General features: G+C 58.1%; 18 protein-coding genes and 1 CRISPR repeat array. Of the genes, 6 read left to right on the top strand and 12 right to left on the bottom strand.

Translation table 11 applies throughout. The features are described 5' to 3' along the window. Positions 1–41 precede the first annotated feature (41 nt). Complete coding sequence (locus FrondiHNR_RS01730; RefSeq protein WP_279353529.1) at positions 42–626, bottom strand: helix-turn-helix domain-containing protein; 585 nt, start codon at positions 624–626, stop codon at positions 42–44. 153 nt (positions 627–779) lie between these two features. Between FrondiHNR_RS01730 and speB the strand changes: the two genes are divergently transcribed. Continuing rightward, entirely contained in the window at positions 780–1,790 is a 1,011-nt protein-coding gene (gene speB, locus FrondiHNR_RS01735; protein ID WP_279353530.1) for an agmatinase, read from the top strand. Positions 1,791–1,810: 20 nt separating this feature from the next. Then, positions 1,811–2,008 (top strand): PLD nuclease N-terminal domain-containing protein, encoded by a 198-nt coding sequence (locus FrondiHNR_RS01740; RefSeq protein ID WP_279353531.1) that lies wholly within the window; start codon positions 1,811–1,813, stop codon positions 2,006–2,008. A gap of 71 nt (positions 2,009–2,079) precedes the next feature. Here the strand turns inward: FrondiHNR_RS01740 and FrondiHNR_RS01745 are convergent, their stop codons facing one another. After that, on the bottom strand, positions 2,080–3,735 hold the full coding sequence (locus FrondiHNR_RS01745; RefSeq protein ID WP_279353532.1) for a PucR family transcriptional regulator: 1,656 nt from the start codon (positions 3,733–3,735) through the stop codon (positions 2,080–2,082). 159 nt (positions 3,736–3,894) lie between these two features. Here FrondiHNR_RS01745 and FrondiHNR_RS01750 point away from each other — a divergent pair, with 159 nt between their 5' ends. The 3 genes from FrondiHNR_RS01750 to FrondiHNR_RS01760 are packed head-to-tail and all read left to right on the top strand — an operon-like array spanning position 3,895 to position 8,129. Continuing rightward, positions 3,895–5,397 carry a sodium:solute symporter gene (locus FrondiHNR_RS01750; RefSeq protein ID WP_279353533.1) on the top strand — a complete coding sequence of 501 codons (1,503 nt, stop codon included), beginning with the start codon at positions 3,895–3,897 and terminating at the stop codon, positions 5,395–5,397. A 24-nt stretch (positions 5,398–5,421) separates the two neighbouring features. Then, entirely contained in the window at positions 5,422–7,152 is a 1,731-nt protein-coding gene (locus FrondiHNR_RS01755; protein WP_279353534.1) for a thiamine pyrophosphate-binding protein, read from the top strand. Beyond that, on the top strand, positions 7,149–8,129 hold the full coding sequence (locus FrondiHNR_RS01760) for a C-terminal binding protein (protein WP_279353535.1): 981 nt from the start codon (positions 7,149–7,151) through the stop codon (positions 8,127–8,129). Before FrondiHNR_RS01755 ends, FrondiHNR_RS01760 begins: the two co-directional genes overlap by 4 nt. Positions 8,130–8,936: 807 nt before the next feature. Here FrondiHNR_RS01760 and FrondiHNR_RS01765 read toward each other — a convergent pair. The 5 genes from FrondiHNR_RS01765 to FrondiHNR_RS01785 form a co-directional block, all read right to left on the bottom strand. Further along, positions 8,937–9,902, bottom strand: a complete 966-nt coding sequence (locus FrondiHNR_RS01765) for a bile acid:sodium symporter (RefSeq protein WP_279353536.1) — start codon at positions 9,900–9,902, stop codon at positions 8,937–8,939. Positions 9,903–9,911: 9 nt separating this feature from the next. Continuing rightward, positions 9,912–11,351 (bottom strand): rhamnulokinase family protein, encoded by a 1,440-nt coding sequence (locus FrondiHNR_RS01770; RefSeq protein ID WP_279353537.1) that lies wholly within the window; start codon positions 11,349–11,351, stop codon positions 9,912–9,914. Between the two features lie 70 nt (positions 11,352–11,421). Further along, the gene (locus tag FrondiHNR_RS01775; protein WP_279353538.1) at positions 11,422–13,458 is read right to left on the bottom strand and encodes a bifunctional aldolase/short-chain dehydrogenase; all 2,037 of its coding nucleotides are present in this window, start codon (positions 13,456–13,458) and stop codon (positions 11,422–11,424) included. Positions 13,459–13,506: 48 nt separating this feature from the next. Further along, positions 13,507–14,676 (bottom strand): L-rhamnose isomerase, encoded by a 1,170-nt coding sequence (gene rhaI / locus FrondiHNR_RS01780; RefSeq protein WP_279354444.1) that lies wholly within the window; start codon positions 14,674–14,676, stop codon positions 13,507–13,509. Positions 14,677–14,726: 50 nt separating this feature from the next. Next, entirely contained in the window at positions 14,727–15,128 is a 402-nt protein-coding gene (locus FrondiHNR_RS01785) for an L-rhamnose mutarotase (protein WP_347567114.1), read from the bottom strand. A gap of 193 nt (positions 15,129–15,321) precedes the next feature. Here FrondiHNR_RS01785 and FrondiHNR_RS01790 point away from each other — a divergent pair, with 193 nt between their 5' ends. Further along, the gene (locus tag FrondiHNR_RS01790) at positions 15,322–16,257 is read left to right on the top strand and encodes a pirin family protein (RefSeq protein ID WP_279353539.1); all 936 of its coding nucleotides are present in this window, start codon (positions 15,322–15,324) and stop codon (positions 16,255–16,257) included. A 29-nt stretch (positions 16,258–16,286) separates the two neighbouring features. Here the strand turns inward: FrondiHNR_RS01790 and FrondiHNR_RS01795 are convergent, their stop codons facing one another. From FrondiHNR_RS01795 to FrondiHNR_RS01815, 5 genes are all read right to left on the bottom strand, one after another. Beyond that, complete coding sequence (locus FrondiHNR_RS01795; RefSeq protein WP_279353540.1) at positions 16,287–16,526, bottom strand: hypothetical protein; 240 nt, start codon at positions 16,524–16,526, stop codon at positions 16,287–16,289. Beyond that, on the bottom strand, positions 16,415–16,810 hold the full coding sequence (locus FrondiHNR_RS01800) for a hypothetical protein (protein WP_347567115.1): 396 nt from the start codon (positions 16,808–16,810) through the stop codon (positions 16,415–16,417). The genes FrondiHNR_RS01795 and FrondiHNR_RS01800 overlap by 112 nt, the downstream gene beginning before the upstream one ends. A gap of 129 nt (positions 16,811–16,939) precedes the next feature. Beyond that, positions 16,940–17,170 (bottom strand): hypothetical protein, encoded by a 231-nt coding sequence (locus tag FrondiHNR_RS01805; RefSeq protein ID WP_279353541.1) that lies wholly within the window; start codon positions 17,168–17,170, stop codon positions 16,940–16,942. A 152-nt stretch (positions 17,171–17,322) separates the two neighbouring features. Then, a CRISPR array of direct repeats spans positions 17,323–18,790; the repeat unit is 27 nt; unit sequence GGATCATCCCCGCTACGCGGGGAGCAC. A 278-nt stretch (positions 18,791–19,068) separates the two neighbouring features. Then, on the bottom strand, positions 19,069–20,088 hold the full coding sequence (locus FrondiHNR_RS01810) for a LacI family DNA-binding transcriptional regulator (protein WP_279353542.1): 1,020 nt from the start codon (positions 20,086–20,088) through the stop codon (positions 19,069–19,071). A gap of 27 nt (positions 20,089–20,115) precedes the next feature. Further along, complete coding sequence (locus FrondiHNR_RS01815) at positions 20,116–20,751, bottom strand: heme utilization protein (RefSeq protein WP_279353543.1); 636 nt, start codon at positions 20,749–20,751, stop codon at positions 20,116–20,118. Between the last annotated feature and the right edge of the window lie 15 nt (positions 20,752–20,766).

The raw sequence follows: 20,766 nt of genomic DNA on the forward strand, positions 1-20,766 counted from the left end.
GAGTCGTTCCGCCCTGGATTGTGGCTGGCTGGTCGCCGCCGCTAGGCCGAACCGCTCCAGGCTGCGGGAGCGATTGTCCAGATGACCTCCGCTACCGTGTCGTTCAGGTTTGACCAGCTGTGTGGCTCTTTGCCGCTGAACGTGATGGTGTCTCCGGCTCGAAGCGAAACGTTGCCGTGTCGGAAATGAAGTAGGATCTGGCCGGTGAGAACGTGCAGCACCTCGGTTTCGCCGTTGATTGTGTAGAGATCGCTGCCCCCGCTGGCCCCCGGTTGGAGCGTTGAGCGCAGCACCTGAACGTGTGATTCACCGCGTGGGGTGATGAGGCGTTCTGAGGCCCCCGTTCCTCCCATGTTGATGGTGGGGGCGTCTGCGAGGGGGATGACCTCGTGTGTTGGCGGTTCAAAAAGCGAGCCTACGGGAAGGGAGAGTACCTGACAGATGGTGATGAGGGTTGCCACGCTGGGGGAGGTTTCGTCGCGCTCGACCCTGCTGATAAAACCTTTGGTGAGTCCGGTGGAGTCGGCAATCTGTTCAATGGTGAGGCCCTGGGCCTGCCTAGTAGAGCGGAGCTTGGCCCCGATGAGCAGTGGGGTGCTTGACGGTGAGGGGTGTATCGATCTCACTTTTACCCCTTTCAGAAGGCTCCGGCGAATCGGTTAATTTGACAGTGAATACTGATCTAACCCAGTATAGAACCCATTGATTGTTGCTTAAAAAGATACAAAAGTTGTCTGTAGGTAATATGATCGAGTGTATCCATCGAAAGGAGCCGACTCATGGCAGAGTCGCTGAACTATCCGAACCTTCCCAGTGCACTAAGCGCAAACGCTCCACGCGTTGTGGCCGGTGGCTACACTGGACCGGTAAACACCTCGGTGGTGCCCCGGTTTAGCGGGCCGTCAACGTTTGCGCTACTCCCGACATTTCAGGAGGTGCCGCGCGCCGATATCGCGGTTATCGGTGTGCCCTGGGACACCGGTGTCTCCTACCGCCCGGGTGCTCGATTTGGACCCCAGCATATCCGGCAGTCCAGTCGCCTCTTGCGACCCTATAACCCCGCCCTCGAGGTGTCCCCCTTTGGGGTTCAACAGGTGGTAGACGGGGGAGACATTGCCATTAATCCGTTTAATATTGGGGAGGCCATTGAATCGCTCCAGGAAAACGCACACCAGCTGGTGAGCTCGGGTACCCGATTGGTGACTCTCGGCGGAGACCACACCATTGCGCTACCTCTGCTCCGCTCCGTTTCCGCGATTCACGGCCCGGTTGCGCTGCTGCACTTTGACGCGCACCTGGACACCTGGGACACCTACTTTGGTGCGGAGTACACTCATGGAACCCCTTTTCGTCGTGCCGTAGAGGAAGGGCTGCTTGATACCGAGGCTATCTGTCACGTGGGAACCCGCGGCCCGCTCTACGGGCACCGCGACCTTGAGGATGATCGCCGCTTTGGGTTCGGCATCGTGACCTCCGCCGATGTTTTCCGCAAGGGTGTTGACGAGATTGCAGCCTCGCTGCGTGATCGTGTGGGTAATCGCCCGCTCTATATTTCAATCGACATCGATGTCCTCGACCCCGCCCACGCCCCCGGCACGGGAACCCCCGAGGCGGGAGGGCTCACCTCGCGCGAGCTGCTCGAGATACTTCGTGGCCTGGCGGGGATGAATGTGGTTGGTGCTGACGTGGTCGAGGTTGCCCCCGCCTACGATCATGCCGAGCTCACGGGTGTCGCCGCGTCACACGTTGCGTATGACCTGCTCTCCCTGATCGCCCTGCGCAAGGGATAGAGAAGTCCTATACTCAACGTATGGTGTTAGTGAGTATTCTGATTGCTGTTTTTGACATCTGTTGTCTCATTGACTGTGCGCTCTTTGATCGTACGAGGCTGCGACGATTTACAAAGTGGGCTTGGCTGGCAATTATCTTTTTCCTTCCCGTGCTTGGCGGACTGCTCTGGTTTGCCTTCGGCCGCACCTGGAGAAAAACCGCAGCGGGGGTTGCTTAAGTCGTCCCTCGGGTAGCACCGTGGATTGGAAGGACGCCTGAGTCTGGGGTATTCGGGTGCTGGGTGAGTGTCTATGGGCTGGGGCGGTTTTCCAGGGCCACAAGCAGGTCTGCGCGAACGAGCGCGTTATCGAGATCTCGTCCGAGTAGCGCACCCGCTGTGCTCACGTAACGCCGTACGGTATTGCGGTGTAAGCCCAGAATCCTGGCCGTGGCATCCCAACCTCCGTTGTTGAGCAACCACGAGTGTAGTGTGGTGAGGATGGCCTCCGTCTCGGGATGATTCGACGTGCTGACGGGCTCCAGAGTCACCGCCGAAAAGGTGGAGACGAGTCCGGGTGGCACGAGGGCGCTGAGCGATCCAAGCTCTTCGGAGAACATGAGGGATCGTCTCAGTTCGCGCGCTCGGGGAACAAGCAGCTCAGCCTCGCGCATGGCTTCGCTCAGGCGGTGCCCGGGATGTTCAGAGCTGACGCTCAGTACCCAGCCACGTTCGGCGCAGGTCTCAACAATGGACGCGCTGGGTGGCGCCGACACGATCGCTCGCAGGCGGCCACCTCGGTGATCCACAAAGGGCGTGTTGAGCAGAAGGCGCCACCACGCGAGATCGGTTGCGTGCGCAGACTCTCCCGCGAGCGAGATAGCCGTGATCGCGTACCCTAAACGCCGTCGATGCTCGCCGAGGGAGCTCGTCACAAGCCGATCTATTCGATCCAGCATGGTGGTGGAGGTGGGCGATACGGCCTCGTCAACCAACAGCGTCATCATCAATTGGTCGAGGGCGGTTGACTGTGAACGGGGAAGGACAAGCACAAGCTGAAGAAGGTCAGCGGCTAGCATTAGCCCGGTGCGATCATCGCTCGTGATGCGCGGTTCTTTCACGAGGAGAAGCTCGCTTGTTGCTGTGGCGAGAGTGGCCGAGGGGCGGATGCCGATAGCGGTCACCTCGTAGTGGGTATTATCGGCGGGAAAAGAACCGAACACCTGGTGGAGGGTTTGTCCGCCCAGACGTTCTGAATATTCTCGCACCAGGTCCGCTGCAGAAATCTGGGTGGGAGCCGTACCCGTTTGAAACAGGTCTTCGCCCTGGCGGAGAACAACCCAGGAGTGCGTCATCTGTGAAAGCGTGGTGACGAGCTGCTTGGTGGGGTTGGGGAGGAGTGCGGCCTTCGTGAGGCGTCTTGCCATGGTGCTCACGTAGTGCAGCCCGCGCAGGCGGTTGTTATGCATCTCGTGGGAGAAACGGTTAGTGACCTGCACAAAACGCACCTCGGCGTCGATACGAACGAGGGGCAGGCCACGCCGCGTGCACGCCTCAATCAGAGGCTCGGGTACTTCGGTGTAAACGGGTTCTACCCCAAACCCTAGGGCGGCAACTCCCGCGTCACAGAGCCGGAGCACGTACTCGTCGATATCTTGCTCAGACGTGGGAAGCCCCAGGCCGGTGATAAGCAGGAACTCGTGACCGTAGAGATATTGGCGCGGGTCGTTGAGCTCAATAACCGCCGTGGTCACGAGCGAGAGTGCTCGGGCGCTCTCGCGCTGCGTGACGGGACTCAGCAGGGTCATCATGAGTTCTGGCGTGTCGAGGAGAACACCGAGCGGGATCCCGGAGCGATCATCACGCTGTGAGAGCCCTCGGAGGATAGCGATGTAGCCTCCCGGCTCTGTGGGAGGAACGCCCAGGGGGCCGGTGCGATGTTCGGGGGGAGGAGTGGGAATATCCATGAAGATAATTTATCCTGAAATCATTCCATTTTGGGATCAAATTCTGTTCGCTCGCGGGAGGAAGCGAGACTAGCGTTACGTAGATAACGTATCGAGTGTTGGTTCTACCAACTCAAAACTTTTTGTTGGCCTTGCGCCAGCCAAAAATAGGGAGACAACGTGGTCCTGGATTACACTGTGATGGCCGTATACATCATCGGCATCCTCGGGGTGGGCTATTGGGGGATGCGCAGATCCGCGTCCAAAAGCGACTACCTGGTGGCCGGTCGAAGACTGGGAACCTTCATGTACTCGGGTGCGCTCTCCGCGATCGTTCTGGGCGGGGCATCTACCGTTGGCGGAATCGGCCTGGGGTACACCCACGGTCTCTCTGGAGCTTGGCTGGTAGTGGCAATTGGGCTGGGCATCCTGGTGCTGAGCGCCTTCTTCGCCAAGCGGATTGTTAAGCTCAAGGTTTACACCGTAACCGAGATGCTCGACCTGCGCTACGGGGGTTCCTCCGGTCTCATCTCGGGTCTGGTGATGTTTTTATATACCCTCATGCTCACGGTCACCTCGACCCTCGCCTACGCCACCATCTTCCACGTGCTTTTTGGCATGCCTAACTTCTGGGGCATTGTGCTGGGAGGCGCGGTTGTTGTGACCTATTCCGTAATGGGAGGAATGTGGTCTATCACCCTCACCGACGTGGTGCAATTTGTGATCAAAACCATCGGTATTCTTCTGCTCCTCCTTCCTATCGCAATAGTTAACGCGGGTGGCTTTAGTGGGATGGGAGAGCGCCTAGCTGACTCGTTTTTCTCACCCTGGTCAATCGGTGGGGCCACCATCATCACCTACATCGTGGTCTATACGCTGGGGCTACTCATCGGTCAGGACATCTGGCAGCGGGTCTTCACCGCAAAAACCCCGCGCATCAGCACCATCGGCGGCATAGCCTCCGGTATCTACTGCCTCATCTACGCCGTTGCGGGGGCCCTCATCGGAATGGCCGTTCGTGTGCTCTACCCCACCCTGGCAAACCCCGACGAGGCATTCGCCACGATTGTTCAGGATGTTCTTCCCCCGGGTATCCGCGGACTCGTTTTGGCCGCGGCGCTTGCCGCCATGATGTCAACCGCGAGCGGAGCGCTCATAGCCTCCGCAACGGTGTTGACGAGCGATATCGTTCCTCGGTTAAAAGCCCTCTTTATCCCCGGAAGTCGAACGGCGAGTGCATCTGTTGGAGCGAGTGGCGGGCACCCGGAGGGGGCCGGAATCGCGGGTTACCGGTTAACCACGCTGATCCTTGGTGTGGCCGTGATCGTCATAGCCTCGGCCGTGACGAGCGTGGTGGGTGCACTCACAATCGCGTACAACATTCTTGTGGGTGGACTCTTTGTGGCAATCCTGGGAGGCCTCCTCTGGAAACGGGGTACCCGTTCCGGTGCCCTTGCGAGCATCCTGGTGGGAACCGCGACGGTGATCATCACCATGTTTATCACGGGTATTCTGGCAAACGAACCGATCTATTTTGGGCTCGGCTCCAGCCTGGTGACCTTTATCGTGGTGAGTCTAATGACCCGGCCAACCGACGACGTGATTATGACCGAGTGGTCGCGCCGCCTGAAAATTAGTGACCGTACCGAGGCCAACGAGATTATTGACCTTCCGGTGCGGTGAGTGGAAATTTATAAGGAGCGCGTGATGATCAAGAACCCTGATGACGGCATCCGCATCGGCGGTGACGTTGTACTCGAAACGCTGTGGGCGCTGGGAGCCCGCTCGGTTGTGGGCCTTCCCGGTCAGCACGCGCTCGGGCTCTTTGATGCCCTCCGGCGCTCGCGGCTGCGTTTCTTGGGTGCCCGGGTAGAAAACAACGCCGGGTTTATGGCTGACGGTCTCGCCCGGGTGAGTGGTACGGTCTCACCCCTGATGCTCTCAACCGGCCCCGGGGCCCTCACCTCGCTTGCGGCGCTTCAGGAGGCGGCAAGCTCCTCCATCCCGGTTCTTGCGATCAGTGCTCAGGTCCCCGTTGCCGGGCTTGGCGGAGGCAGGCACGGTTACCTGCACGAGCTTCCCGACCAGGCGGCATCGTTCCGCGGGGTGGTGAAGTCGGTGTTTACCGTGCGCAACCTAGCCCAGATACCCTCGGCGCTCGCCGAGGCCTGGCGCACCTCACTTACGGCCCCCGCCGGGCCCACCCTGGTAGAGATACCGCAGGACGTTCTCCTAGAATCCGCCGCAGGTATTGTACCGCCCGTGCGTCAGATAGACGTTTTACCTGCGCACCCGGTGGCGCGTCCAGAAACCATTGAGGCGGCTGCCGCGCTTCTGGCGGAGGCAGTGCACCCCGTGATCCTCGCCGGGGGCGGGGTTGTGCGTGCCGGTGCACAGGCGGAGCTTCGTACCCTGGCGGAGACGCTTGAGGCTCCCGTGGTCACAACGTTTGGGGGTAAAAACGCGCTGAGTTGGGAGCATCCTCTCGCGGCCCGATCATGGATAGAAGACATCGCCGTTACCGAGTTCCTTGAGAACGCCGATGTGTTGCTCGTGGTGGGGAGCGGATTGGGGGAACTCTCGAGTAACTACCACACATTTTCTCCCCGAGGCCGTGTGATTCAGATTGAGGCCGACCTGGGCAAGGTCAACGCGAATCACGCGGGCTTAGGTATCCATGCCGACGCCAAGCAGGCTTTGCACGCGTTGAATTCCGAGCTGGACAGTCTCAGCTCCGCGTCGGGCGAGGGAGCGGTAGCCAATAGGCAGGAGCGTCGCACAAACGGTCGAACCCGGATTGATATGCTGCTGAACACGGTGCAGCGGCGCCTGGAATCCCAAGACTTGGTTACCGAGCGTGATCTTATTCAAGAACTGCGCGAGGCGGTGCCCGACGGGGCGGACACCTACTGGGACATGACTATTCTTGCCTATTGGGCCTGGTCAGCCTGGGATCCGCGCGACGGGGATTTTGCCAGCGCCCAGGGTGCGGGTGGATTGGGATACGGCCTGCCCGCGGCAATGGGAGCGGCGCTTGGGCATGCCTCGGCTGGTTCGCCTCAGCCCGTGCTTGCCGTTTCGGGCGACGGGGGAGCCCTCTACGGTGTTGCGGAGCTTGCCACCCTGGCGCAGCACCGATTAAACGTGACCTGGCTCATCATCGATGATGGTGGGTACGGCATCCTTCGCGAGTATATGCAGGACACCTTTGGCGAAGCAACCGCAACCGAGCTGTCTCGTCCCGACTATGCTGCCCTGGCTCGGTCGTTTGGGGTCGACGCGGAACGCGTATCACTCGTGGAGGCTCCCGCCGCTGTCGCCCGCGCGCTCGCGACCCCGGGGCCGAGTGTTATTGTGCTTCCCGCCGTCCTGAAGATGTTTGCCCCCACACATCTGGATCGCTCCGTAGCCGGTCCCGGTAGTGGAAACGCGTCGTGAACTCCCGACCCCTGGTCGTCTTCACCGATCAGACCGACCTTGATCCAGAACCCGGACGGGCGCTTCTGCACGAGGCCGGATTTGACACGGTGCTGTTGAACCTGGGAACCGATGAGAGGCATGACGACCGTATTGTGCCGCAGAACGCTCGTGAAGCGGTTGGGCTCGTGGTGGGATATGCTCTCATCGATCGAGACATTTTGGAACAGTTTCCCCGGCTCAGAATTATTGCGACCAGTAGCTCGGGGGTTGACACGGTCGATATGGCTGCCGCTCAAGAGAGGGGCATCTGGGTGAGTAACCTAGCGGATGTTGCAACCGAGGAGGTTGCCTCGCATGCGCTCTCTCTCGTTCTTGCGGTTGAGCGTCAGCTCAGCACATCCATAAGGGTAGCGTTCGGTGGCGGCTGGACGCAGGATTTTGATGCGCTTCCCCGGCGATTGAGCAAGCTTACTCTGGGGCTTTTTGGCTGCGGGAAAATAGCCCGGCGACTCGCTGAAATTGCTGTGCCCCTCTTCGGACGAATCATTGCCTATGATCCCTACCTCACGAATTTTCCTACGGGGGTGACGGCCGTGACACGACAGGAACTTCTGAAAGGGGCCGACGTCCTATCACTGCACGTTCCCCTCACGAAAGAAACCAGGGAGGTGATCGACCACGGAGCGTTTGCCCTGATGAAGTCCGGTTCGAGTCTGGTAAACGTTTCCCGGGGAGAGCTGATCGACCGGGAGGCTTTGACAACGGCGCTTAACTCCGGACGGATTGCGGGGGTTGGTCTGGACGTGCTTGACGGGGAGCCCCCCTCGCCGAACCACCCGCTACGGAGCCATCCCCGCGCGATTGTTACCCCGCACGTGGGGTTTCTCTCTGACGGATCACTGCAACACTACCTCTGTGACCCCAGCCGGATGATCGTCGAGTGGTGGCAGACCGGCAGGCCATCAGTTTACGTGGTTGCGGGAAGTGGGGACTGAGAACTCGGCGTACACTGCCCCACAATGAGCCAGGAAAACACTTACCGATCCTGGCACCTCGAACATGACCACGCCAACCTTCCGATCTCACGCCCACTACATACTTAAACCAGAAGTTCCCACGGTTGTCTCTACTTGGAAGACCGGTCCCATCAAGGAGATGATTTGTCGCACTTCTCAGCGCCAGCCCTGCTGGATGCGGCACGATCTACTGATTACATGGGTGATCTCGTCTCTACGGCGGGGATGGGTCCCGGAAGAAATCAGCGGACTGTTACCCCTCGAATTTCCCCACAACCTACGAATGTGAGTCAGTTCCGAGACAGTGTATGCGTGGATATACGCACAAAACCAGCAGCATCTTGGGTTATGGCAGTACCTTTCCTTGTCGGGTACACAGCTACCCTCAGGCCTTCTAGATGAGTCAGCCTGACGTGTTGTAATTATTGTTGAAAACACTACTGTTGTTCTATGCATTACTTATAAAATCATCTGTTTTTCGACGTGGAAACCGTGTTTTAACAGGGGTAATGCATATGTGTAAGTAATGGTTACAGACAGCTTGGGTTCTTCCGCGGCCGAGCATGCAATATTTGACTTTGCCTTGTCTGTCTCAGGAGGAGCTACGCACCAATATATAGTGCTGGCTTGTGTGATAATTGCGGATGGGTCTGGTTCCCCGTTGGTGCTTCTGCTTCGGCAGACTTGGTGCCCGCGGCTCAGATACCAGCCGGATCAGAGATCATTTCGGACGACCTGCCCGAGATTGATCCCTCCCTGCTGGTTCCGGCAGTGTAGTTATCGGTATCAGGAGCGTACCATTCGGGGGACAAGCCTCACGAGAATCACCATGACCACAAACTCGATCATCGTCTGAAAAACGACAACCAGGGGAACCAGAGCCAGCGTCTCAGAAAAGACCAGTGCCAGGGGTAACACGACAAGAGAGTTGCGGATTACCCCCGAGAAAAGCAAGGCACGGCGGTCGGGAACGCTGAGTCTCCAGAGGGTTCCGGTTCCCCAACCGAGTAGCGTCGCAGCAGTGGCAAAACCGAGGAAAATGGGAACCACGTGAAGGAGTTCCCCGAGCTGATGGCTTACCTGATAGATATGTGCCCAGATCACGGCGGCAAGTGTGAGCATCATGACGGGGATCATCCCGATCCCAGAAAATTTCACGAGACGCTGTGCAGAGCGATTGTGGCGGGTGGCCCACTGCACCGCGCCCGCCACAATCAGTGGAAGCACTATGAGAAGAAGAAAAGCCTCAATAAACGGTGCGGGGTTGAGGTTTACACCAAGGTCGCTACCCGCCAGGAGTCTCAGGTAAAGGGGGAGAAGAGCCATCTGCAACAGCATGAGCAGGGGCGTGACCGCCAACAGCTTGGAGGCATTTCCTCGCGCAAGACCGGCAAAAACGATCACGTAGTCCACGCAGGGGGTCACCAAAACGAGCACCACCCCCACCAGGAGGGCGGTGTTTCCCCGCACAAAAAATGAGATGATCCACACGAGCATAGGAACCATCACGAAGTTGAGAACAAGAACGGCGCTTAAAAAACGAGCATCCCTGAGTGATGCTCGCAGTTCAAGTAGAGGAATCCCTAAAAACGTGAAGAAAAGCAGTACCGCGAGGAGGGGAGTTATCGTGGTTTCTACCAGCACCGCGGTCTCGGGTGCGAGGAATCCTGCGACCCCACCGACTCCGATCGCTCCGAGATAGAGTGTGATCTGCCGACGCTCGCTCCACTGTATCAGGGATGTAAAACTCATCCCGCAATTTTATCCGCGCGAGGCTGTACGCGGGGTGTACCGGATTTGGGACGTTGATGATATGACGAGGGCTCGGAGCGACTCAAGATCTCCCCAAATAACATCCGCCGTCCGGGCTTGAACAAGAACATTGCCCAGCGCGGTAGCCTCAACCGGACCGGCGATCACGGGAACTCCCGTTCTGTCGGCGGTGAGCTGGCACAGCAGCGCGTTTTGTGACCCGCCCCCCACGATGTGAATGGTGTTAACCTTCGAGCTGGATAGCTCCGCCCCCAGGCGGATGTAATGGCTGTAAGTCTCCGCCAGGCTCTGCATAATCGTGCGCACAAATTCGGCCGGGGTCTGCGGCACGGGCTGGTCGGCCTCCGCACAGAGGCGCGCAATCCGTGACGTCATGGGTCCCTCAGGAAGAAGATCGTCGTGATTGACATCAAAGATTGAACCGTGCGAGAGCTCTGTGGCCTCCCCTAAAAGTGACACAAGATCCTCTGGATGACCGGCCGCCTCCCACTCGCGGAGGCACTCGCTTATGAGCCACATGCCCATCACGTTGCGCAAATAACGCACCCGACCGTCAACCCCCGCCTCGTTGGTAAAGTTCGCCCGTCGGCTTGCCTCGGTGAGAACCGGGGCATCGAGTTCAAACCCCACAAGCGACCAGGTTCCCGACGAAATATAGGCGATGTCTCGGTCGACGGAGGGAACGGCCACAATTGCGGATGCCGTGTCGTGCGACCCCACGCTCACCACCGGAGTCTGTGAGGGAGCATTCAGCGTATGTGCGACAGGCTCAAGGAGGGTTCCAACTCTCTGTCCGGGACTGATGAGTTGAGGCAGAAGCAACCGGGGAACATCAAAAACATTGAAAAGGTCATCCGACCACTGCCTCGTGGCGATATCAAGCAGCCCGGTCGTGGAGGCATTGGTCACTTCGGTGCGCCGCACCCCGGTGAGCCAGTAGTTGATCAGGTCGGGGATGAGCAGAATAGAGTCGGCGCTGCTGAGGTTACCCGCGATCCTGTCTGCAGACAATTGATAAAGGGTGTTAAAAGGGAGAAATTGAAGGCCGTTAACAGCATAGAGTTCGGCGTGACTACGGATAGAGTGTGTAGCCGCAACCCCCGCCGTGGTGCGCGGGTCCCGATAGTGATAGGGGATGCCCCGCAATACCCCGTTGCGGAGGCGTCCATAGTCAACCGCCCAAGAATCCACACCAATTGACTCAATTTTTCTCCCGCGGAACGCCTCACGTAACCCCTCGCCAACGCTGCGGTAGAGCTCAAGAATGTTCCAGTGCATACCGAGATTTGCTCCTTCCCACACCGTGACGGGGTTGTTGGCAAAGCGAGCTGTCTGGGTGAGCCTGATCGACCGCGGTGTCACCCGCCCCACGATTACACGCCCGCTGGTGGCACCCAGATCAACGGCAACAACGTTCTTCTCAGACATATCCTGCGACTTTCGGGTTGGTTCTACTCACTCGCTGACACTGCGGAGGGATACTCAAATGCTGGACACGCTAGCGAAGGAAGGCCGCTGCCACTCCGGCGTCCACGGGAATATGAAGTCCGGTGGTGTGGCTGAGGTCAGGGCCGGTGAGAACCGCAACAGCATTGGCCACATTTTGGGGCAGAACCTCACGCTTGAGGATGGTTCGCTGGGCGTAAAACTCTCCCAGATTCTCCTCGTCGATACCGTAGGTTTTTGCGCGATTTGCGCCCCACCCCGAGGCAAAAATACCGGAACCCCGTACCACACCGTCCGGGTTAATTCCGTTTACTCGGACGCCGTGCTCACCCAGCTCAACAGCCAGCAGTCGTACCTGGTGCGCCTGGTCGGCCTTTGTCGCCGAGTAAGCGATGTTGTTTGGTCCGGCAAACACGGAGTTTTTCGAGGAAATGTAGACGATATCTCCCCCCAGTCTCTGCTCGATCAGGATACGCGCTGCCACTCGAGACACCAGAAAGGAGCCCTTGGCCATGACGTTGTGCTGTAGATCCCAATCCGCCTCGGTGGTGTCGAGCAGGGGTTTAGACAGGGACAGTCCCGCATTATTAACAACCAGATCCACGCCGCCAAACGCCAGCACCGCCTCGTTGAGCCCCGCCTGAACTTGAGCCTCGTCGGTGACATCCACCCGCACACCGATTGCCACATCGGTGCTTCCCAGTTCTGCGGCGGCGGCCTGAGCCTTCTCAAGATCAAGATCGGCAATAACCACGCAGGCACCGTCTGCGGCCAGGCGGGTGGCGATGGCCTTGCCAATTCCCGAAGCCGCTCCCGTTACAAAAGCCACCCGTGTGGCGTGTGATCTGGGCTGGGGAAGCCGCTGCAGCTTGGCCTCCTCCAGCGTCCAGTACTCGATGCGGAATTTTTCGGCATCACTGATGGGAGTGTACGCGGAGAGGGACTCCGCGCCGCGCATCACATTAATCGCGTTCACATAGAACTCACCCGCTACCCGGGCGGTCTGTTTGTTGGCACCAAAACTAAACATGCCCACACCCGGCACCAGAACGATCGCCGGATCGGCTCCACGCATAGCGGGTGATTCCTCGGTGGCGTGAGCCTCATAATAGGCGCGATAGTCCGCGCGATACTGCTTGTGCAATTCGTGCAGGCGGGCAATACACTCCTCCACGGGGGCGGCCGCCGGAAGGTCAAGAATGAGGGGCTTTACCTTGGTTCGCAAGAAATGATCGGGGCAACTGGTCCCCAAAGCCCCCAGCCTCGGGTGTTCGGCTGATGCCAAAAAATCAAGCACAGTATCCGTGTCGGTAAACGAACCCACCTGCGGCTTATCTGTCGAAGCCAGACCGCGGATCGTGGGGGCCAGGGCAGCCGCTTTTGCGCGACGCTCTGTCGGGGGAAGCGCGCCGTAACCACTCAGGGGTGAACCAAACGGCTGCGAGCGTCCGTGGGTTGCAATGTAGTCAGACGCCGTAGCGATGATCCAGAGGGAGTTCGCCTCGGCCTCCTCGCTGGTCTCGCCCCAGGCCGTGATACCGTGACCACCGAGTATGCACCCGATCGCTTCGGGGTTGTTCTCCTTGACCGCCGCAATGTCGAGACCCAGCTGAAAACCGGGGCGACGCCACGGAACCCACACCACTTTGCTGCCAAAGATTGTGCTGGTCAGCTCCTCGCCATCAGCCGCGGTCGCAATGGCAATACCCGAATCGGGGTGTAGATGATCAACGTGTGTTGCATCAATGAGGCCGTGCATCGCGGTGTCAATTGAGGGGGCGGCGCCGCCCCGGCCGTGCAGTGTGTAATCAAACGCCGCCACCATCTCGTCTTCGCGATCAACCCCGGGATAAACCTCGGTGAGCGCTCGCAGGCGGTCGAGACGTAAAACTGCCAGACCCTGCTCGGTGAGTGTTCCCAGGTCTCCACCCGAACCCTTCACCCACATGAGTTCTACCGGTTTACCGGTGGCGGGGTCGATTCCCGTGCCCTTAGCTGATGTGTTACCACCGGCGTAATTGGTATTCTTGGGGTCAGCACCCAGGCGGTTTGAGCGGGTGATAAGGGTTGCTGCTGTGTCCGAAGTCATGTTTTTTCCGTTCGATCAGAATGGGGGTGTGATGTTGTGTTCTGTAGGCTATGCGCCCCAGCTGGCCTGGGAGCCGCCCACGCGTTCCGCGTTGATTCGTTCCTGGTAACCGGATGCCCTGTATGCGGCGATCGGGTCGGCCGGGAGTCCGCGTGATTCGCGCCAGGCGGCAAGCTCCGACCGAACATCCGTGTAGAAGGCGTCGGTAAAGATGCGGTTTGCCTCGAGTACGTCTCCGTTGTCCTGAGCAGCCCGTAGCGCCTGTCTGTCGACAAGAAGCGCTCGGGCGGTCATTTCCTGCACGTTGATGACGCTACGGATCTGGCCGGGGATTTTTTCCTCAATATTGTGGCACTGATCGAGCACAAACGCCACCTCCTGTGCGGGGTCGAGTGCACCGCCACGAATTACCTCGTACATGATGCGGAACAGCTGATAGGGGTCTGCTTCGCCCACGATGAGGTCATCGTCCCCATAGAAACGTGAGTTAAAGTCAAATGCCCCGAGCTTACCTAGGCGAAGTAGTTGAGCCACGATGAACTCTATGTTTGTGCCGGGGGCGTGGTGTCCGGTATCCAACACCACTTTGGCCTTCTCTCCGAGGGCTATCGTGTGGACGTAGCTGGTTCCCCAGTCTGGCACGTCCGTGTGGTAAAAAGCAGGTTCAAAAAATTTGTATTCCAGCAGGAGGCGGTGATTGTCGCCCAGGCGTTCATAGATTTTTTGCAGTGATGTGGCGAGCCGGTCCTGCCGTGCCCGGATGTCTCCCTGTCCCGGGTAGTTGGTGCCGTCTGCGAGCCAAATCTTGAGGTCTTTTACACCCGTAGCGTGCATGATATCGATGCATTGAAAGTGGTGGTCGATCGCTTTTTGTCGGATCGCCGGGTCGCTATGGGTGAGGCTGCCCAGCTTGTAGCTCTCCTCCTGGAACGTGTTGGAGTTAATGGTTCCTAGCGAGATACCTTCGTCTTCGGCGTGCTGTCGCAGGGCTCCGAAGTCGTCAACCAGGTCCCAGGGAATGTGCAGTGCTACGGTGGGAGCGAGCGCTGTGAGCTTATTGACCTGGGCGGCATCCGATACCTTTTCGAAGGGGTTCCGGGGTGTGCCGGGTGTGCCAAAAACACGAAACCGTGTTCCCGAATTGCCGTAGGCCCACGAGGGAACCTCTATGGCCTGGGATTCGAGTGTGGCAAGGATGTCAGTGCTAAGACTCACGATGTGTCCGATCTATCTGTGTGGTGAACCTGGGGTTCGTAATCTGCGGTGGGTTAGAGTGTTGCGAGTTGGTCTTCGAGGTGGAAAATCTCGGCAAGCTGTGTGAAACCGGTATCGGGGGCCTCATCGAGGCCGACAAAGAACGGGGACATTTCTTTTTGCCAGCGCTTATTGACCTCGGTTGCTGCCATACCTTCCCGGGCCGAGGCAAGGTTGGGCGTTTCAAAGTAGCCGATGAGGAGTCCATCGTCTCGGAGAAAGAGGGAGTAGTTATTCCACCCGTGCTGTGCGAGAGCATGGAGCATCTCTGGCCAGACTGCTTGGTGGCGTGCGCGATATTCCTCCAGAAGTTTCGGGTTTACCTGTAGTTGGAAACATACGCGGTGTTGTGGTTGTTCAGGGGTGCTCAACACTGAGTCCTCTCGGTAGTTAGGTACATAGTCATAAGTGGGCATTAAGGATAAATGAATCGTTTCAAATTCTGAATTTAGACTAGCCTCTCGTAAAGGTTGCGTCAAACTTTTCTCTCACGGTTGCAGATAAAAGCTCATTATAAAAAAGTTTCTTTTCTATTTGGGGGAGGCTGCCACCGAAATAAAAAACATGGTGCCAGGGGTAGGCTAGAGAAGACAAGACAAAGGTGATGCCGTGAGCAATAGCGAACTAAACGTAACTATTATTGAGGCCCGCGATGTTCCTCTGGGTGGGGTTCGGGCCCTCAACGTGCGCAGAACGCTTCCGCATCGTAACCGCACCACCGTGGGGGCCTGGTGCTTTATCGATCACTATGGCCCGGACAATACCGAGAGCGGTGGAATGCTTGTTCCGCCACACCCACACACGGGCCTTCAGACCGTGAGTTGGCTCTTCGACGGTGAGATCGAACATCGTGACAGTGTTGGTAGCCACCAATACGTGAAACCGGGTGAGCTTAACCTCATGACAGCTGGATACGGCATTAGCCACTCCGAGGTCTCAACTACAAAAACGCAGTGGCTCCACGGAGTGCAATTATGGACGGTGCTGCCAGAGGCCTCACGCAATGTCTCTCCGCACTTCGAACACCACGTAGCCCGCCACACCACCATTGACGGGGCTGATGTTCTGGTTTTTGTGGGGGAACTTGCCGGGGCGTCAACCGACGCTATAACCTACAGTCCACTTCTCGGTGCAGAGATTCGCATTCCCGCACACACCAGCATCACAATCCCCACGTCACGCTCGTTTGAGCACGGAATCCTAGTGGACTCTGGTGACGTCTGGTTGAACGGTACCCACATCCCTCGATACGCGCTGGGTGTTGTCGAACCGGGGCTCATAGATATCCGGGTTGCAACCGGGGACACACCGGCCCGCATTATTTTTCTCGGCGGCGAACCGTTGGGCGAGAGTATCGTAATGTGGTGGAATTTCATTGGTCGCAGCCACGAAGATATCGTAAACATGCGGGAACAGTGGCATCGTGACGTGGTTGATGCCGGTTCCGCAGCAAGCCCGTACAGTCGGTTTGGGGTGGTGGCAGGTTACCCGGGGTCGGTGCTTCCTGCGCCAGCAACCCCTATCGCGCGCCTTAAACCGCGATAGGGAACCCGCTGTTGCCCGCAACCCACGCATCAAGCTCGGTGTTTAACCGCGCTTTTCTTGCGGGCGAAGAAACGAAGCATCGATCGAGGTACGTGCGAAGCTCCGTGACTGATCTGCGGTGATTCCCAGAGCATCACGCACGGCAATAAAAGCATCCCTAATATAGCCGCCACAATAGATGAGGGGCCGTCTGAATTGAGGGTGATCTGCACGCCGGCATCATCCAATCGAAGAAGCGGGTGTGCAGATAGCTCGGGAGCCGCACGCAAACGTACGCTCGAGAGTGGATACACGGTGAGAGCGATCCCTCTGCCGAAAGCTGAGCTAGGAGCTCAGGACATTCGACAGCATGAATCTCATGATCGATGCGTTCCGTGCCCAGTAGATTAAACGCTTGACGAATATACTCGGGTGGGCCCTCTTCGCCTGCGTATGCCACCGTATGTAATCCGGCAGCTCGCGCTGGGGCAAAGACCCCCTCGGTGGATAACCGACCTCGATCGAGTCCCGTGCCCAGAATCCGATTGTTGCGGGCACAGGGAGAGTTCAGCACCTTCTCCGCCGACTCAACCGGTTAATCGCGAAGGAAACACAGAATGAGTCGGCTGGTGATATCGAGGTTGTGTTCAGCCTCTTGCAGGGCGCTACCGATACCGTCAACGAGCGCCTCAAGGGGAACACCTCAGGCAGTATCGACTTGTGGGTCGAAGAAAAGCTCAACGTGATGAAGACCCTGATATGCAGCAGCGCGGAGATAGCGCCGGGTGCGCTCAGCACAATCGTCTGCCGGGCGCAAAACACTCATTGTTACATAGTGGAGATCGAGAAACGATTGAAGCTCAGTGAACGTATATTGCTCTGCCAGATGCTCCGCAGAATTGACAGGAAGAAACAACCCGTTGTGACGAGCCAACTCGAAAGCTAGCTCCGCTTCGAGGGTTTCCCCAATAGGCAGGTGTAATTCGGCTCTGGGCAGGGTGAGTCGGGTGGTGTCGGACAGAGTTGGGACTATATCTCTGATTCTGCTTACGCAGACTTCTGTGCCGCAGTCTGGGCGCTTGCGAAGGGTCGTTGCCGTTACGGGGGGAATACGGAACATTGCTGCTCCGGGGTCGCACAATGCGGGTCATCCCCGCTACGCAGGGAGTAATTCTTCCCCGGAGAGCACCATTAGCGCCTCCGGGGGTCATCCCCGCTACGCAGGGAGTAATTCTTCCCCGGAGAGCACCATTAGCGCCTCCGGGGATCATCCCCGCTACGCGGGGAGCACATTCGGCAGCCATTCTTGCGAGAGGAATGCTGAGGGATCATCCCCGCTACGCGGGGAGCACGCCTCGACACGATCAGTCGCGCCGTGTGTAGCGGGATCATCCCCGCTATGCGGGGAGCACTGGCGGAATTTCATCGTCGCCGTGCGCTCCTGCGGATCATCCCCGCTACGCGGGGAGCACCGGAAGGATGATCGCCAAAAACCCGACGGGTTGGGATCATCCCCGCTACGCGGGGAGCACTTCATCAGCATCGCCATAGCGATAGCTGTACGCGGATCATCCCCGCTACGCGGGGAGCACCCTGACCGCCCAAACATTTGTACGGCCAGAGCGGGGATCATCCCCGCTACGCGGGGAGCACAAACCCTGGCCCGCATCGAAAAAACTGTGCGGCGGATCATCCCCGCTACGCGGGGAGCACGATTTTCTGGGACACATGCTTCTGCGAGAGGAGGGATCATCCCCGCTACGCGGGGAGCACCTAGTTGGGTGGGTGACTGACGGTATTAATTTACGGATCATCCCCGCTACGCGGGGAGCACCAGGCGCACACGGGCACCCGCACGCAGGTAAAGGGATCATCCCCGCTACGCGGGGAGCACATCGAGGTCTACGGACCCCAGTGTTGGCTCCGCGGATCATCCCCGCTACGCGGGGAGCACCGCAGGTTGAGTTTTTTCCAATCGATCCGTCAGGGATCATCCCCGCTACGCGGGGAGCACGGGTTATTGAAAACGTCCCCGGTGCGCCACTTGGGATCATCCCCGCTACGCGGGGAGCACCTCCGTGATGCGCTCAAGGAAAACGAGGACGACGGATCATCCCCGCTACGCGGGGAGCACTAGAGTTTCGGGGAGAAGTGACGGCGGTTGCCGGGATCATCCCCGCTACGCGGGGAGCACCAGTCGCCATGTTAGGACGTGTGGCTGTCTCCCGGATCATCCCCGCTACGCGGGGAGCACCTTCCCGGTATTCTTTTGTGGCCGCCAACAGTGGGATCATCCCCGCTACGCGGGGAGCACTTTCTCACCAAGGCAATGAGCTTGATATTAATAGGATCATCCCCGCTACGCGGGGAGCACTTTTTCGTGTAACAAACGATTCCATTACAATTGGGATCATCCCCGCTACGCGGGGAGCACTAGAAACGCTCCAAGGGTATGTGGCTGAGGGTAGGATCATCCCCGCTACGCGGGGAGCACGGCGATGAACGGCAGCAGCGAGAAGCTCGCCTCGGATCATCCCCGCTACGCGGGGAGCACACTATTTGATCAGGTACTTTACTTCATAAAGTGACTGTTTGGCATCACTTTTACGCCGCTAAGGGCACGAATCATATTTGTGTCTCATGAATTTTACTATGAGTACTGCAGCTTTTTGGTCTAGGGTCATGGCATCCTTTCTATCTATTGGTAGCCGGTAGTGTTAGTACGTTCTAAAAATGAGCCGCTATTTACTCCGTGCGAGTGGAATGGTGGTGGGTCATCCGGCACCAATCATGGTTATGAACTTATCCCATTAGTTGTGTGGCCACAACACACTATGTGATGTTTCGGCTTGTGCTTCCAGGGACAAGAACTCCGGGGATGGCGGTGTGTTTGACTGTGAAGGGTGTTTCGTTTGTGAGTTCTACCATGCGTTGTATAGCCATCTTTCCGAGTTCTGCAACCGGGAGTCGGAGCGTTGTAAGTCCGAGGAGGTCGCCACCGGGGAGAAGCCCGTCACATCCGGTGATAGAGACGGCTTCGGGGTAGCGTATTCCGCGGATCTGTGCTTGGCGCATGACGTCGAGCTGGCGCCTGTCGGTGGGACACATGACGGCAGTGACGTTATCGTGTTCTACGGCGTTGAGGGCTTCGGTAATGCCATCAAGGCGATCTCGAGCGGGAAAAACGAGGGGAGTTGCACCGGTATCTGTGATGCGGGTGATCATGGTGGTGGATCTGACCCATTCGGGGTAGGAAACGTCGTGATCGGTGTGAATAACCGCGATACGCTGGTGTCCCTGGCCCAGGATATGCTCGGCAAGGAGTTGCCCGTTGCGTACCTCGTCGTAGGATACAGCGTTGATGCCGGGGTCGGTTTCTGGTCGTCCTACTCGGAGGGTGGGAACTTCGTGGAGGAACGGTCGAAGCTGGTCGCTGGTGATGCCTCCGGTTGCGACGAGTAGCCCGGCAACGCGTAGCCCGAGGAGTCGTCGCAGACCGGAGAGCTGTTGCAGCCCATCAGGGTCATTGGAGACAGTGACTGAAACAATATCAAGGTTTTGAGCTGCAGCGGACAATTGTAGATTGGAAAAGAGCGCACCGTAGGCGGGGTTGATTGAGTCTCGGAGGAGGAGCCCGATTGTGTTACTGCGACCGGCAGCTAGGTCGCTGGCGAGTGTGTTGCGGACAAAACCGAGCTCGTCAGCTGCGGCTAGAACCCGGGCGCGGGTTTCTTGGGAGATTCGACCGGTGCCGTGAAGCGCACGTGAGACCGTTGAGCGTGAGATTCCGAGATGTTTTGCCAGGTCGGTTTCTGTCATTTTGAGGCGCGGGGTGTTGCTTTTGGGACTCACGTATATCTTTTCTTGGGACGGCATTTGTTATGACGGATGGAGTGTGTTGCTCGGGACTAGCTTCCAGGAGCGGAGATGTTCCCAGGAGAGGTTTTCCCACCAGTGTCCAGACCAGTCGGGCGCGGTGAACCTGTAGAGAGCCACAATTCTGGCGTCGAATTCTGATGGGGGAACAATAGGAAGGGCGCGGATGAATTCCTCCACTTCTGAAGAAAGGTCGGGACGGAAAACTAACTCGTGAGAAGCGAGTGATAGGTGAGCGCGAAAACTGTCTTTATCAAACGGTTGAACGAGGGTCGCCTCGATCGGCACAGCCAAGGGTGTGAGCACTTCGTTCACTTGGACAGCCAGCTTGAGTAGGTTGTGATTTTGTGTTCCGTCGCTGTTCTTATCAATATCGTAGGTGATTGCGGTAGCGTATCTTTGGATTCCCCCATTGATAACCGTGAATTGACGCCGTCCAGATAAGACGGGGTTGAGTGCGGCAATGACCGCTTCGGGATCTTGTGGAATTGCAACGGAACCGGCCAGCGTCGCGTGTGGGGGAAAGGCCGCCGCTGAGACCAGTCCAAATTGTTGCTTTACCTGAAATGTGATGGTAGAAACGGCGGAGGCGGTTATAGGATCTGGGAGTAAGAAAACACCGTATACATGTGGATTCATAAAAGAGATTCTTCC

Source organism: Lysinibacter sp. HNR (assembly GCF_029760935.1).
In the GTDB taxonomy this organism is placed as follows: domain Bacteria; phylum Actinomycetota; class Actinomycetes; order Actinomycetales; family Microbacteriaceae; genus HNR.

Bases quoted from the DNA above. Each gene is read 5' to 3' on its own strand.
- speB (WP_279353530.1), top strand. From the start codon at position 780: ATGGCAGAGTCGCTGAACTATCCGAACCTTCCCAGTGCACTAAGCGCA.
- FrondiHNR_RS01815 (WP_279353543.1), bottom strand. From the start codon at position 20,751: ATGAATCCACATGTATACGGTGTTTTCTTACTCCCAGATCCTATAACC.
- FrondiHNR_RS01765 (WP_279353536.1), bottom strand. From the start codon at position 9,902: ATGAGTTTTACATCCCTGATACAGTGGAGCGAGCGTCGGCAGATCACA.
- FrondiHNR_RS01775 (WP_279353538.1), bottom strand. From the start codon at position 13,458: ATGACTTCGGACACAGCAGCAACCCTTATCACCCGCTCAAACCGCCTG.
- FrondiHNR_RS01755 (WP_279353534.1), top strand. From the start codon at position 5,422: ATGATCAAGAACCCTGATGACGGCATCCGCATCGGCGGTGACGTTGTA.
- FrondiHNR_RS01785 (WP_347567114.1), bottom strand. From the start codon at position 15,128: ATGCCCACTTATGACTATGTACCTAACTACCGAGAGGACTCAGTGTTG.
- FrondiHNR_RS01770 (WP_279353537.1), bottom strand. From the start codon at position 11,351: ATGTCTGAGAAGAACGTTGTTGCCGTTGATCTGGGTGCCACCAGCGGG.
- FrondiHNR_RS01745 (WP_279353532.1), bottom strand. From the start codon at position 3,735: ATGGATATTCCCACTCCTCCCCCCGAACATCGCACCGGCCCCCTGGGC.
- FrondiHNR_RS01740 (WP_279353531.1), top strand. From the start codon at position 1,811: ATGGTGTTAGTGAGTATTCTGATTGCTGTTTTTGACATCTGTTGTCTC.